14 protein-coding genes are annotated in these 13,122 nt (G+C 58.2%); all 14 read right to left on the bottom strand.

Annotated features, from left to right (window positions below; genetic code table 11):
* Positions 1-3: 3 nt before the first annotated feature.
* Entirely contained in the window at positions 4-960 is a 957-nt protein-coding gene (holA, locus tag ACP8MI_RS02650) for a DNA polymerase III subunit delta (RefSeq protein ID WP_425654050.1), read from the bottom strand.
* 18 nt (positions 961-978) lie between these two features.
* Entirely contained in the window at positions 979-2,718 is a 1,740-nt protein-coding gene (locus tag ACP8MI_RS02645; protein ID WP_284571850.1) for a ComEC/Rec2 family competence protein, read from the bottom strand.
* 9 nt (positions 2,719-2,727) lie between these two features.
* Positions 2,728-3,549 carry a ComEA family DNA-binding protein gene (locus tag ACP8MI_RS02640; protein WP_049167507.1) on the bottom strand — a complete coding sequence of 274 codons (822 nt, stop codon included), beginning with the start codon at positions 3,547-3,549 and terminating at the stop codon, positions 2,728-2,730.
* A gap of 139 nt (positions 3,550-3,688) precedes the next feature.
* Positions 3,689-4,498 (bottom strand): DegV family protein, encoded by an 810-nt coding sequence (locus tag ACP8MI_RS02635; protein ID WP_018120958.1) that lies wholly within the window; start codon positions 4,496-4,498, stop codon positions 3,689-3,691.
* Positions 4,499-5,176, bottom strand: a complete 678-nt coding sequence (locus tag ACP8MI_RS02630; protein WP_049167506.1) for a histidine phosphatase family protein — start codon at positions 5,174-5,176, stop codon at positions 4,499-4,501.
* On the bottom strand, positions 5,173-5,631 hold the full coding sequence (gene rsfS / locus ACP8MI_RS02625; RefSeq protein WP_049167505.1) for a ribosome silencing factor: 459 nt from the start codon (positions 5,629-5,631) through the stop codon (positions 5,173-5,175). The genes ACP8MI_RS02630 and rsfS overlap by 4 nt, the downstream gene beginning before the upstream one ends.
* A 98-nt stretch (positions 5,632-5,729) precedes the next feature.
* The gene (gene nadD, locus ACP8MI_RS02620) at positions 5,730-6,386 is read right to left on the bottom strand and encodes a nicotinate-nucleotide adenylyltransferase (RefSeq protein WP_126844467.1); all 657 of its coding nucleotides are present in this window, start codon (positions 6,384-6,386) and stop codon (positions 5,730-5,732) included.
* An 86-nt stretch (positions 6,387-6,472) separates the two neighbouring features.
* Positions 6,473-6,982 carry a hypothetical protein gene (locus tag ACP8MI_RS02615; protein WP_284571852.1) on the bottom strand — a complete coding sequence of 170 codons (510 nt, stop codon included), beginning with the start codon at positions 6,980-6,982 and terminating at the stop codon, positions 6,473-6,475.
* 42 nt (positions 6,983-7,024) lie between these two features.
* Positions 7,025-8,326, bottom strand: coding sequence for a glutamate-5-semialdehyde dehydrogenase (locus tag ACP8MI_RS02610; RefSeq protein ID WP_284571853.1), 1,302 nt, complete (start codon positions 8,324-8,326; stop codon positions 7,025-7,027).
* A gap of 18 nt (positions 8,327-8,344) precedes the next feature.
* A complete protein-coding gene (locus ACP8MI_RS02605; RefSeq protein ID WP_049167503.1) occupies positions 8,345-9,253 on the bottom strand; it encodes a D-isomer specific 2-hydroxyacid dehydrogenase family protein in 909 nt (302 codons plus the stop codon).
* 99 nt (positions 9,254-9,352) lie between these two features.
* Positions 9,353-10,591: a glutamate 5-kinase gene (proB, locus tag ACP8MI_RS02600; protein WP_018120951.1), complete on the bottom strand. Its 1,239-nt coding sequence runs from the start codon at positions 10,589-10,591 to the stop codon at positions 9,353-9,355.
* A gap of 88 nt (positions 10,592-10,679) precedes the next feature.
* Positions 10,680-12,209 carry a GTPase ObgE gene (obgE, locus tag ACP8MI_RS02595; protein ID WP_126844469.1) on the bottom strand — a complete coding sequence of 510 codons (1,530 nt, stop codon included), beginning with the start codon at positions 12,207-12,209 and terminating at the stop codon, positions 10,680-10,682.
* Positions 12,210-12,333: 124 nt separating this feature from the next.
* Positions 12,334-12,612 carry a 50S ribosomal protein L27 gene (gene rpmA, locus ACP8MI_RS02590; RefSeq protein ID WP_018120949.1) on the bottom strand — a complete coding sequence of 93 codons (279 nt, stop codon included), beginning with the start codon at positions 12,610-12,612 and terminating at the stop codon, positions 12,334-12,336.
* A 20-nt stretch (positions 12,613-12,632) separates the two neighbouring features.
* On the bottom strand, positions 12,633-12,938 hold the full coding sequence (gene rplU / locus ACP8MI_RS02585) for a 50S ribosomal protein L21 (RefSeq protein ID WP_018120948.1): 306 nt from the start codon (positions 12,936-12,938) through the stop codon (positions 12,633-12,635).
* Positions 12,939-13,122 lie beyond the last annotated feature (184 nt).

The raw sequence follows: 13,122 nt of genomic DNA, 5'->3' as shown, positions 1-13,122 counted from the left end.
ATTTTAGCGCGCCAACTCCGAGATTTTCCGCACCGCCGATTCCAGCGCGTACTCGGCATCACCACCCTGGCCTTTCACTTCAGCATCTAGCTCAGCGATGATCATCACCGCCTGCGAGACGTTTTCGCCGCGCCATCGACGCGCCACCTTCAACGACTTATCCACCAACCACGGCGGCATCCCCAATTGCCCGGCGAGTTTCTGCGCATTCCCGCCGTGCTCCGAATACAACCGCGCAACCGTTCCCACCTTGCTCGCCAGCGCATAAGCCAGCTTGACCGGCGGCTCACCGAGTTGCAGGGCCCGGCGAACCGAAGCCACTGCCTGCGAGGTGTGGCCGGCTACTGCCGCGTCGGCGATATCGAAACCAGAAACTTCCGCGACTCCTTGGTAGTACTCCTGCACCGCGGCCTCCGTGACATTGCCGTTGGTATCAGCAACCAACTGGCTGACCGCAGAAGCCAGCTCACGCAGGTCAGAACCGACGCCTTCCAGCAAACTATGGACCACTTCCGGCCCCACCCGCACGCCGTGCCTACGGAATTCCTGGTTGACCCAACTTCCACGCTCCGACGGCTTCAGCTTGGCGACGCGATGGACCTGCGCCAATTTCTCGATCTTTTTCATGATCGCCTGATTACGCCCACCACCGGCGTAGACGATGATGATGGTGACCGACGGAGCCGGATTGACACAGGCATCTAACAAAAGGTTCAACGGCTCTTTCCCAGCCGTTTCTGCGTTGGTGATTACCACGATCCGCTCATCGCCAAACAGCGACGGGCTCGTGGCTTCAATGAGTTCCGGGCCGGTAATATCCCCGGCGCGCAGCGTGGTTTGGTGGACTTGCTCGCCATCAGCAGCGTTGTTTTTCTCCTCGGCGGTAAGTTCTAAGCGCACCCGCTCGGCCAAAAACTCCTCATCACCAATGATTAACTGCACGCTGGATTCCATTGCCATGCCCCTATCGTGCCACAGCTAGAACCTCCCGCTTTCGGCGTGCTGTCTACCATCGACGTAGATGGTGACTGGCCCGTCGCGGTGAGGAAAAACGATCGGAATACCTGCAGGCGTGGCGGTGGGTCTTTCCGCGGGTTGGCCCGACGGATCGGCCACAACAATGGCTTCGGTGCCCGGCGGAATGGTTTGTGGGGCGATCTGCCCGGAATAATCGGTGATTTCTGCAAGTGTGTCGACAACGAGCACGTTGGCGTCCTCGATGTCCGCCTGTGGTGGCAGGCGCTGCAACCACCCGCTCAGCAGCATGGCCGCTAGCAAGGCAGCAATGGTGGTGCGCACAAACCCTGCGAGTAGTGCCGCGATGATCCAGCCGTAGCCGACAATTGCTGCCCACGGAGTGATCTCGATGGTGGCAAGCGGCAGATTTTGTGCCCAGCTGGCCACCCGGTAAATCCACCACGCTGCGGGTTCAGCGAGTTTCAGTGCCACGGCTTCTACTGGGACCGGCAGTGGTAGCGCGGCGAGCAGTGTGGCTGCCAGCCCGAGTAATAATGCGAATGAGACCACGGGGGTCACAGCTACATTGGCAAGCACGCTGACTAGCGAAACCCGACCGGCCATGAGGGATACCAATGGCATGGTCAGAATATCGGCGGCGATAGAGACCGCGAGTGCCCGGATAATGACATCAGGTAAGCGGATGCGTGACAGTGGCCGGTATAGCAATGGCACTAAGGCGATAATGCCAGCAGTTGCTGCCACAGACAGCGCAAACCCGAAGTTCACAGCCATGTCACTGTCGAGAAGCAACAGCACGATGACTGCGATGCACAGCGCATGCAACGGCGGCATGCGAGTGGAATGAAGAATCGCTGCTACCCCGACCAGACCGGTGATGCTGGCGCGCAACACCGACGGCGCCGGTCCCACCACAGTGACGTAGAGCCCCATGACCAGCACTGCGACGCCCGACTGCCCTACCGGACCTAGCCTGGCGGCACGCGCGAGAATGACCGCAGCGGCCACGATCGTGGCAACATGCAAGCCGCTGACTGCTGTGAGGTGTGTTAACCCAGTATCGATATACATCTGCCGCTGGGTATCGGTTTGCGCGCTGGTATCGCCCAGCACCATGCCCGGAATAAGCGAGGCTGTATTTTCGCCGAGAAACTGGTGGGCAGCACCATGCAGGGAATGCGCGACATAATCGGCGAACTGGGAAAGCCCGGTCGGAGGCTGCACCTGGGTGATCTCGCCTCGCGCGACCACCGGGGCCAGACCAGGCCGATCCGATTCCTGGTACGTTGCATCCACCAGGATGCGCGATCCCGGCGCGAGGTCCGCAAGCTCGGGTGCGTGTTGCACTGTTGTGTGTTCTGCTGTTGGTTGCTGGGCTGGTGTTTTCTGCACCGTTGGTTGCTGCGCGAACAGCGCCAAGTTCGGCGCCAAGCCGTCGACGTCGATGGGAAAGTAATAACCCCCGAAATCGAGGGGCTTTCCGCGCCCAGCTACCGTCGCGGGCAATTGCTCCGGATACGCAAACTCTGCTGCACGGTGCTGGCGGATAGCTGCCAGAAACAACGCAGCGCCGGCGCCTGCGCCCACAAGGAGGCAGTGCTGCCAGTAGCCCGTACTTGCGCATATCACTCCCACCGCGACGACTAACGCCACCGCCCAACCAGGGCTGCCGGTCACAATCACCAATAACACGGCTGCCCAGCTGGTCAACGCGGTGGGCAATAATCGCAGATCGTGCATGCCGGGGTTTTACACCGTGACCTCATCTTGCAGGCGGGAAAACTTCGCAGGCCCAATGCCAGAGACCTCTAAAAGCTGCTCCACAGAGGCAAAGCCACCATTTGATTCACGAAATTCAATGATCGCGCTCGCTGTGGCTTCACCGACACCATGCAGGGCGGTCAACTCAGCAACCGTGGCGGTATTCAACGAGATCGGCCCCGTACTCGCCCCCTGCCCGACACCGGCACTACCAGCACCACCTCCAGCGCCACCGGCACTCGTTCCGGTCCCCGAAACCGGCGGCGCTGGATCATCTGGGCCCACGACCACCAACTGCTGGCCATCGCTTAATAACTCCGCATGGTTAATACGCACCAAATCCGCCTCCGGTAACACCCCTGCCACAGCGAGTGCATCGGCGGCACGGGAACCGTCGGGAAGCGTCATGATTCCCGGGTTCTGCACCAACCCCACTACCGAAACCACAATGTCATCGGCTGAATGCGCACCCGCATCCACCGTTCCAGTCACCGCTGCATGTTTCGGTGACTTCTGCTCTGAGCCTGGCGAGGTAGCTGCGGCATCATCGGTAGAGCGAGTACCCGCAGAATCACTGGGTGCAGAATCTTCTGCCAACGCAGCGAAATCTGCTTGCCCCGATCCCTGCCCCAGAGAACTCACAGCCCACCAGAGCAGGCAACCGAGGAATGCAAGGCCAGCAGCGGCCACGGCCGCGGTGGTAGATAAAGAAAAACGCGGTTTGGGATAATCGACCGCCATGAGGTCTTCTTCCCCAGTGGGCCGGGTTAATTCCGCGATGCGTTCTTTGACACGTGCAGTTGGGCTCATGCCCGCGATACTATAACCGTGGCGCAAGAAACCGGGTTGGCTTGACCACAAACCTGTGAAAACTTACGTGGCAGATCAACAAAGCAAGCTCTCCTGTGGATAACCAACACGAGATTGGCAAAATGCACGTGCGCGCGTGCTAATCTCCCACCGTAAACACCGCAGAAACACCAATCGCGCCCGCACCAACGTGTACGCGCAAGACCTCACTCATTTCCATGACCATCACCGAAGAACCAGGTGCTAGCGCGTCGACAAGCAAGTCGTACAACGTCTCTGCAGCCTCGTCTGCCTCACTGTGCTGGATAGCAATAAACGCCGGCTCACCACCAGCGTGTTGGGAAACCAGCTCCACCAATTTGTTGAAAGCCTTGGTCTGGGTCCGAGTTTTACCAACCAACTCCAACTTGCCGTCGTTAAACTCCATGATCGGCTTCGTGGCCAACAACGCGGTCGATAGCATCGCGGTCGTCACTGACAACCGACCCGAACGGCGCAGATCATCAATCCGGTGCAAATACACCCACGTAGCAGAACGCGACAAAACACCCACAGCGGCGTCATAACATTCGTCGAGGTCAGCGCCTTGCTGGGCAAGTTTCGCCGCGGTCATCACGGCAGCCCCCATCGCCATCGCAATCGCGGGTGAATCAATAATGCGAATCTCATCGTCGGCAAACAGCCCCACGGCTGTCTGGGCAGAATTCCACGTCGACGACAACTCCTTGGGCAAATGCATTACCAGCACGCCATCGCCCTGGCTCCGCTCCACCAAACGGCCATACACCGCAGCCAGCTCTAAGGATGACAAACCCGCCGTGGACCGCTCTACCGAGCCATCCTTGGCGGTTTTTTCCACCACGTGCAGATCCAGCACCGTGATGCCAAGTTCTGCGATAACGTCCTCGCTCAAACTCGCTGAGGAATCCGTAACCACCTGAACCGTCATTTAATCCCCTCGGCCCATATTCCAGCCTTCTAGGAACCACTGGGCGCCACGCGTATCCGCGGCACCAGAAAAACGCGGGGTACGCTTCGGAGCATCCGGATCAAAACCCGGGCGCGCCACCAATTTCGCCCAATGAGTATTTTTCAGGCTGGACAGCATCGGAAATTGTTCCACCTGCAAATTCAACAACGCACACGCCAACGCGGAAATCGCGCCGTTATGCGCCACCAACAGCACTCCGCCGTCGTCCCATTCCGAGTATTCTTCCATCAACTCGTCAACAACCGGCCGGATGCGCTGGGAGACATCGACACGCGATTCGCCTCCCGGCGGGGTCCACGTAGCATCATTACGCCACTGTGCACGAGCCCCCGGGTACTGCTCATCGACCTCGCCGCGTGCCATTCCCTGCCACTCGCCCAAGTGGGTCTCGCGCAGTCGCGTATCGGTGGTGACCTCTAGTCCGAATTGCTCCGCGATATAGCTGGCCGTAGTGGCAGCGCGATTCAAATCAGAGGCGATGATCCGGGTGATGTGAACGTCGGCAAGCATCTGCGCAGCCTGGCGCGCCTGAGCATGTCCCCGCTCGGAGAGCTCAGTATCCAGTTGGCCCTGCATCCGCCCGCTGGCGTTATACGTCGTCTCACCATGGCGGACGAGATACAGCGGGCGGGTCATGGCCGTCCCCCGCCCACCACAGGAATATCGTCGATATCTTGAGCCGAACGCACCTGCGCACCATCAGATTCGGAATAGGTGCCTGGGCGGGAATATTCCACACCGTCGACTTCCACCAGCGGGCAATCCCCATACAGGCGGTCCAGACCGTAAAAATCACGTTCGTCATTGTGCTGGACATGCACGACAACATCGCCATAATCCAGCAGCACCCAGCGATAATCCCGCTGGCCTTCCCGACGCAACGGCTTCCGCCCGGCGTCTTTCAGGTCCTCTTCAATCTCGTCGACGATAGCTTTGACCGCGCGCTCCGTATCCGCCGAAGCGATGATAAACACCTCGGTAATGCCCAGGACATCCGAAACGTCCATGGCGACGATATTGGCCGCGGATTTTTCATCAGCGGCGCGAACGGCCACACTCGTGAGTTCGCGAGCGGTATCAGTAGCGGTCAATGCGCACCTTCCTCTTTCTGGCAAATATGCTGTTTCCAACAAAGTTGTGGTTTCGTGGGTTGTCTAGTCACAGTTTCGCACGAACTAGCCGGTTTCGGCTAGTTTTCGGCATATAAATTGTTTTTCGAAATGTACTGCACCACCCCATCCGGCACCAAATACCACACCGGACGGCCCTGCCCGGCACGCTCGCGGATATCGGTGGATGAAATCGCCAGCGCGGGCACATCCACCAGATCAATGCGGCGTTCGTGAATATCCGGCATCATCGCCTCAGACAACTCGTAACCCGGCCGGGTCACCGCCACGAAGCGTGCCATATCGAACATGTCCTCCCATTTATGCCAGGAGACAATATTGGCCATGGCATCAGCACCGGTGATGAAAAACAGCTCCGCATCTGGGTAGCTCGTACGCAGATCCCGCAGCGTATCAACGGTATAGGTATCCCCACCCCGATCAATGTCTACGCGGCTCACCCCGAAACGTGGGTTGGAAGCAGTGGCAATCACCGTCATCAGATACCGTGATTCCGCCGAAGTAACCTGCTTATCCGCTTTCTGCCACGGCTGCCCCGTGGGCACAAACAACACCGTATCCAGGGAAAACTTGTCCGCAACCTCGCTAGCGGCAACCAGGTGACCGTTATGGATCGGGTCAAAGGTACCACCCATCACGCCGATGCGCTGCGGGGATTTATGCTGCACAGCACCACCCTTCTCGGTAGTCTCGCTACGATCATCAGATTTAGTCATGGGTAATCCACTCTGCTAATACATCGACGACGGCGGCGTCGTGCGGATAATCAATAAGAAAATAATCGCCATGGATTCCGGCTTCATCACGCAATGGCATGCGGCGGTGTGTGCTGCAGTATCTCCACCAAGTTGGAAGAAAATTCCAGTGCATCCGGATTGCTACCGCGTTCTGCGATCACCGGCAGATAAAGATCCGCCGGATAGGTTTCTTCATCAAGTGCCAAGACCGGCACGTTGTGGAACAACGATTCCCCGGTAGCAGCAGTATGCCGCTGTTGGGCTAGGTGCAGGCCCGCTGCAATATTTTCTGCTTCAAAGCAATTAGATTCCCACGGTGAATTCGGTGCGTAACGTTGCGGGGTGGTCGCAAAATTCTGCTCCGAACCCCGCGCAGCAATAATCGCCACCTCCGGACACTGCTCGTTATCGGCAGCCGAGGTGGCGACGGTGGAATCTGATAGGTCCAGGGTCTGGTTCGTGCTCTCAGCGGCAATGCCCGCTTGTGCTGCTGGTGTACCAGCAGCAAGAGAAGACACTGCGCCGATGCTCACCAGCGCGGTGACAGCGCGGGCTTCCAGGCGTGAGACAGTCATGCCGGGTATTATTCCAGCTCACAGACCCAGATGCGAGCTGGTTTATGGACGGGTGTGACCAGTTCCCTGCAAAATCCACTTGCTGGAAGTCAGCTCCGGCAGTGCCATTGGACCACGCGCGTGCAGCTTCTGCGTGGAAATACCGATCTCAGCACCCATGCCGTAAACCTCACCGTCGGTAAAGGCAGTCGAGGCATTCAGCATGACGGCAGCAGCATCAACCTCATTAGCGAACTTCTGCAAAATGTCAGCGTCCTGCGCCGCAATGCCTTCGGTGTGGCCGGTGCTCCACTTCTGAATGTGGGCAATCGCGCCATCGATTCCGTCAACCACCTTGGCATTGATGTCCATCGACAGTGACTCTTCTGCCCAATCTTCCTCAGTTGCTTCCACGGCGTTTTCTACGCCGAAACCGGACAGCTCTTGCACCTCACCGTGAATGGTAACTTCGGCATCCTGTAATGCGCGCACGACCTTCAGCTTGTCGTCGTCGCTCAGCGCCGAATCCAGCAGCACCGTCTCAGTCGAGTTGCAGACTGAGGTGCGGCGGGTCTTGCCATTAACGACCATGGCGATGCCCTTGTCCAGATCCGCCGACTTGTCGATGTAGAAGTGGCAGTTACCAGTGCCGGTTTCAATGGTGGGCACCGTAGCACCCAGCACCACGGCGTTAATCAAACCGGCGCCGCCACGTGGAATAACCAGATCAACCAAGCCGCGTGCGGTAATCAAATCCTGTACCGAATCGTGGGTTTCGCATGGCAACAACTGGACAGCCTCACGTGGGTGCCCCAGTTTCTCCAGGGTGTCCTGCAGCAGGTCCACCAACTGCTTATTGGACTCACGAGCGGATTTCGAACCACGCAGCAGCGGCACGTTTCCGGACTTAATCGCCAGGCCGAAGGCGTCGACCGTAACGTTGGGGCGGGCCTCATAAACCATGCCCATCACGCCAAGCGGGACACGGACCTGCTTCATCTCGATGCCATTATCCATGGTGGAACCCTGCAGGATCTCGCCCACCGGGTCCTGCAAACCGGCAACCAAGCGCAGGCCGTTGGCGATACCGGCAATGCGGTCTTCATCCAGACGCAGACGGTCCAGCAGCTGATCGCTCAAGCCAGCTTCTTTGCCGTTGACGATGTCACGTTCATTGGCACCGAGAATAAGAGCAGTGTTATCCAGCAGGTCCTGGGCTGCAGTCTCCAGGATTTCGTTTTTCTGCGGAGTAGAAAGCTGGGCGATCACCGGGGCCACATCCTTAGCGGCACGGGCCTTGGTGAGCACCTCCTCGCGCTCCTGGGCACGTTCGGGCGACAGGTTTTCTGTGGTTTTATCAGTCATAGCGCCCAGTATACGTTTTTAATATCCAGCTTCCACGTCTACTTCCGTCGGCATAGTCTCACCATTCGCGAATGCTTCCATGTTTTTCAGCATGTGCGCGCCAATACGGTCGTGCACCGAATACAACGGGTTTGCCAGATGCGGGGTGATCACACACTCCGACATCTCCCACAACGGGTGGCCATCCGGCAGCGGCTCCGGTTCGGTGACATCCAGGCCAGCACCGGCAATAACACCGTTGCGCAAGGCGTCGACAAGATCATCAGTGTTCACCAGTGGGCCACGCCCCACATTGACGACGACGGCGCTATCTTTCATCTTCGCAAACGCATCAGCGTCCACGATGTGGTGGGTCTCGTCGGTCAGCGGCATCAACAGCACAAAGAAATCCGCGCGCGGCCAGACAGAATCCAATTCGGTACTAGGAACGGTTTCATCCGCACCGTCGACAGGGTTTCCCGAACGATTGACCGCAATGATTTCTGGGCCGAAGCCCTTGAGCATCGAAATCAACTCTTGGCCGATGCCACCAGCGCCAATGATGGCGACGGTGGAATCATCGGACAAAAAGCGGGTCTTCGGCTCCAGCTCTTTCTGGAGCCAGGTTGCGGCCTGTGTGGATGGTTTGTGTGCGTGCAGCTGCGCCAACAAAAGCGCAATCGCGGATTCCGCCACGGTCTTGTCATACAGCCCCGCGGCATTGGCCCAGCGTGTCGACGAATTTTTCATCTGGTCGACGAAAGCATCAACACCAGCCAAGTGCAGTTGCACGAAGCCGAGAGATTCCGGAATCTCCGGCAACTCATCCGGGGTGCCATTAAACAGCATGCACTCGGCGTCCGCGATGTCGTCGACAAGCTCGTGGCCTGCCTCTTCCAAAGTCTTGCGTACTTTATCCCAGCTGTTGGGTTGCATTGTGAACTTCATGAGTCCGAGGTTACCGGGATTCAGCGATGCAAGGTGGTACGGAGGCTGTACCGCTGGTTTACAGGCTTACGCGCGCTTTACAGCCACCGTATAAGCGCTCTACAGACGCGAAGCGTAGTTGGACAGGTAATCCGCATGCACAACAGGGCGCTGCATCTCCTCTGGCATTTCCTCGGTCTTCTTCCCGATGATCGACTTCAGCGCCGACGAAGAGTAGTTGACCTCTCCACGGCCAACGACCTCAGAATTCGGGCCAACGATATCGACGATCTCACCAGCGCGGAATTCACCGTCCACATCAGTAATGCCGACTGCCAACAATGAGTTTCCGCCGCGGGTCACAGCCTTGAGCGCACCCTCGTCCAAGCGCAGGGTTCCACCGGAATCGGCAGAATACAATGCCCAGAACTTCCACGCCGACAAGCGGCGTTCTTCCCGAGTATGGAACACGGTACCAACACGGGCATCTTCCAGCGCTGGGCCAATATTATCCGCCGACGTCAGCAACACCGGCACGCCGCCACGGGCAGCCAAACGCGCGGCCGAGACCTTCGAGGCCATGCCACCGGTACCAACTTTGCCGCCATCACCCGCGGCAACGCCCTTCAAATCCTTACCGGTGACAACTTCATCAACGAAGTTCGCATCCGGCTCAGCCGGGTTCTTGTCATACAAGCCATCGACGTCGGACAGCAGGAAGAGCGCATCCGCGCCGGTCAGGTGAGCCACGATAGCCGAAAGACGGTCGTTATCACCGAAACGCATTTCGGAAGTCGCCACCGTGTCATTTTCGTTGACGATCGGCACCGCGCGCAGAATACGCAGGCGATCAATGGTGCGCTGCGCATTTCGGGTGCGATCACGTCGACCAGCGTCCGAAGCCGTCAACAAAACCTGGCCACACGTGCGGTTATAGCGGGCGAAAGAACGCGACCACTCATAAGCCAAGTGCACCTGGCCAACGGCAGCAGCAGCCTGCTTCGTAGCTAGATCCTGTGGACGCTCTGTCAGCCCCAGCGGCTTCATGCCAGCAGCGACTGCACCGGAGGAAACAACAATGACGTCTGAAAATTCCATGCGCGCCTGCAACGCGTCAACAATGTGGTCAATCTTTTCCGGGGACACAGAGAAATCATCCGTCAGCGACGACGAACCGATCTTGACGACGACGCGCTTAGCGTTGGTGATCTGCTCGCGCAAAGCAGACTCGTGGCCCATGGCCAAACTGTCGAGGGCATCCTTCGGTGGATCCGGAAACGACGCTTCCGGCGAATCATCGTGGTACGGATCCAACGGGAGGTGGGCATGAATGTCACGGTCATGGGCATTGTGAGGCATACTGTGTAGTCTACAAAAATCCGCGTGTGATCTCACCCGCCACACTCAGCGCTTGTTTCACGCTGACAAAACGCGCCTTATAACCAGGCTAGCCCTGCCAACGCTCGCGATCCGATTGTTCTTCTTCCACATCGCCGTACACCAATTCATCGATCAGACCACGGCGTGCCTGCGAAGCACGTTTACGTTCAGCTGCGGTAGCACGATTGGTGGTTTCCAGGCGGGCATCGCGGCCACGGCCAGCCAATGTAGGATCGCCGCCAATCATCGGCTCCCACTCGAAGGTGATCTCGCCAATGGTGACCGGGCAGCCTTCCACCGCGCCCTGCCGGAAAAGCTCGTCTTCCACACCGGCGCGGGCGAGGCGATCAGCCAGATACCCGATGGCCTCGTCGTTCTCGAAATCCGTCTGAGAAATCCACCGCTCGATCTTCTTGCCGTCGACGATGAAACCACCCTCGACCTCTGGATCCTGCCGGACAGTGAAATCGGCGTGGTGGCCGCCCCGTTTAGCACCACGTCCGACAACCGCCTGCGGGCGGATGATTTCTGGGGCTGGCTTCTCGTCATCAGTCGGGCGCTGCTCACGGTCAGCCTCGACAATTTCGGCTAGCTTGTACCGCAGCGCATCCAAGCCTTGGCGAGCCACCGCAGAAATGATGAACACCGGCCAACCGAATTGTTCTTCTAGGTCTTCTTTGACAAATTCCGCGAGCTCACGAGCTTCCGGCACATCAGCTTTATTCAGGACAATCACCCGTGGGCGCTGCATGATATCGCCCAGCCCGGTGTCTTCTTCCAGTGCATCTTGGTACTGCGCCAATTCGTGTTCCAACGCTTCAATATCCGAAACCGGATCACGGCCCGGCTCAATCGAAGCAGTATCAACAATATGCGCCAGCACAGCGGTGCGTTCAATGTGGCGCAAAAACTCCAAGCCCAAGCCCTTACCCTGCGAGGCACCCGGGATCAGCCCCGGCACATCAGCAATGGTAAACACCTTATCGCCAGCCGAAACCACACCCAGGTTCGGGCTCAACGTGGTAAACGGATAATCACCAATTTTCGGTTTCGCCGCAGAAAGCACGGAAATCAGTGACGACTTGCCCGCGGACGGGAAACCGACCAGCCCCACGTCGGCAACAGATTTCATCTCCAGGATCAGATCGTGCTCCTCGCCCGGTTCGCCCTTCAGCGCAAACCCTGGCGCCTTACGGGAGGCGTTGGCAAGTGCCGCGTTACCCAGCCCGCCGTAACCGCCTTCTGCGGCCATGAAACGAGTGCCGATCGTCGTCAAGTCCGCCAACATCTCGCCCTGAGCATTCCGCACGACCGTGCCGACCGGGACTTCCAAAATCAGGTCCTGGCCACGCTTGCCCTGCCGGTGATCGCCTTCGCCATTTCCGCCGCGTTCTGCTTTCACGTGCGGGCGGAAGTGGAAATCAAGCAAGGTATGCACCTGGTTGGACACTTCCAAAATAATGTCTCCGCCGTGGCCACCGTTGCCACCATCGGGGCCACCGAGTGGTTTGAATTTCTCGCGGTGAACCGAGGCACAACCGTGCCCGCCGTCGCCTGCAGAAAGATGCAGGGTTACTCGATCAATAAAGCGAGACATGGCGCGGGCCCTTTCTAGAAAAATACTGGCGGTAAAGACCTATTTAAGCAAAAAAGCGCAGCCCCACGATCAGATGGGAACTGCGCAGCGGAACCGAGTGGGTTCCATGTGAAGCTCAGGCTTATTATGCGCTGGCTTCTACGGCTACTTCCTGTGCCGGAACGATGTTAACTACCCGACGTCCGCGCTTAACACCGAAGCTGACGGAGCCAGCCTCGAGAGCGAACAGGGTATCGTCGCCGCCACGGCCGACGTTCTCACCTGGGTGGAACTTGGTGCCACGCTGACGAACGATGATCTCACCAGCGTTGACTTTCTGGCCACCGAATCGCTTAACGCCGAGACGCTTAGCCTCGGAATCGCGACCGTTCGAGGTGGACGATGCGCCCTTCTTGTGTGCCATTGTGCTATCCCCTTAGTGCTTTACTTAATTCCGGTGATTTTAACGACGGTCTGAGGCTGACGGTGGCCCTGACGACGCTTGTAACCGGTTTTGTTCTTGTACTTCAGGATCCGAACTTTAGGACCCTTGGTCTGGTCTACGATTTCAGCGTTGACGGAAACACCGCTGAGCTCATCAGCCTTGGTCTTGACAGTTGCGCCATCGGCGAGCAGAACCGGGGTAAGAGCCACGGCATCGCCTGGCTCGCCCTCAAGCTTCTCAACCTTGACGAGGTCACCTTCAGCAACCTTGTACTGCTTTCCGCCGGTCTTGACGATCGCGTACATGGAGGGTTACCCCTTATCTATACTCGGCTCGGAGCTTGCGCGCCGCAGGCTGCTGGGCAGCTGCAGTGCATAAGCCCCAAGATGGACTTAATTACTAAAAAGCGTTATTCGCCGCGCTATCCACGTGCTACCTAGAACACTAAGCACCTAGATCACTAGGCCGGATAACCATCTCAAATAATTA

This window comes from Corynebacterium sp. LaCa_70, assembly GCF_058182015.1.
This window is presented reverse-complemented; position numbering and strand designations above follow the sequence as displayed.

Coding starts and splice junctions, on each gene's coding strand:
- obgE (WP_126844469.1), bottom strand. CDS start 12,209: ATGTCTCGCTTTATTGATCGAGTAACCCTGCATCTTTCTGCAGGCGAC.
- ACP8MI_RS02640 (WP_049167507.1), bottom strand. CDS start 3,549: ATGAGCCCAACTGCACGTGTCAAAGAACGCATCGCGGAATTAACCCGG.
- holA (WP_425654050.1), bottom strand. CDS start 960: ATGGCAATGGAATCCAGCGTGCAGTTAATCATTGGTGATGAGGAGTTT.
- rpmA (WP_018120949.1), bottom strand. CDS start 12,612: ATGGCACACAAGAAGGGCGCATCGTCCACCTCGAACGGTCGCGATTCC.
- ACP8MI_RS02630 (WP_049167506.1), bottom strand. CDS start 5,176: ATGACCCGCCCGCTGTATCTCGTCCGCCATGGTGAGACGACGTATAAC.
- nadD (WP_126844467.1), bottom strand. CDS start 6,386: ATGACTAAATCTGATGATCGTAGCGAGACTACCGAGAAGGGTGGTGCT.
- rplU (WP_018120948.1), bottom strand. CDS start 12,938: ATGTACGCGATCGTCAAGACCGGCGGAAAGCAGTACAAGGTTGCTGAA.
- ACP8MI_RS02635 (WP_018120958.1), bottom strand. CDS start 4,498: ATGACGGTTCAGGTGGTTACGGATTCCTCAGCGAGTTTGAGCGAGGAC.
- ACP8MI_RS02645 (WP_284571850.1), bottom strand. CDS start 2,718: ATGCACGATCTGCGATTATTGCCCACCGCGTTGACCAGCTGGGCAGCC.
- ACP8MI_RS02610 (WP_284571853.1), bottom strand. CDS start 8,326: ATGACTGATAAAACCACAGAAAACCTGTCGCCCGAACGTGCCCAGGAG.
- ACP8MI_RS02615 (WP_284571852.1), bottom strand. CDS start 6,982: ATGACTGTCTCACGCCTGGAAGCCCGCGCTGTCACCGCGCTGGTGAGC.
- ACP8MI_RS02605 (WP_049167503.1), bottom strand. CDS start 9,253: ATGAAGTTCACAATGCAACCCAACAGCTGGGATAAAGTACGCAAGACT.
- proB (WP_018120951.1), bottom strand. CDS start 10,591: ATGCCTCACAATGCCCATGACCGTGACATTCATGCCCACCTCCCGTTG.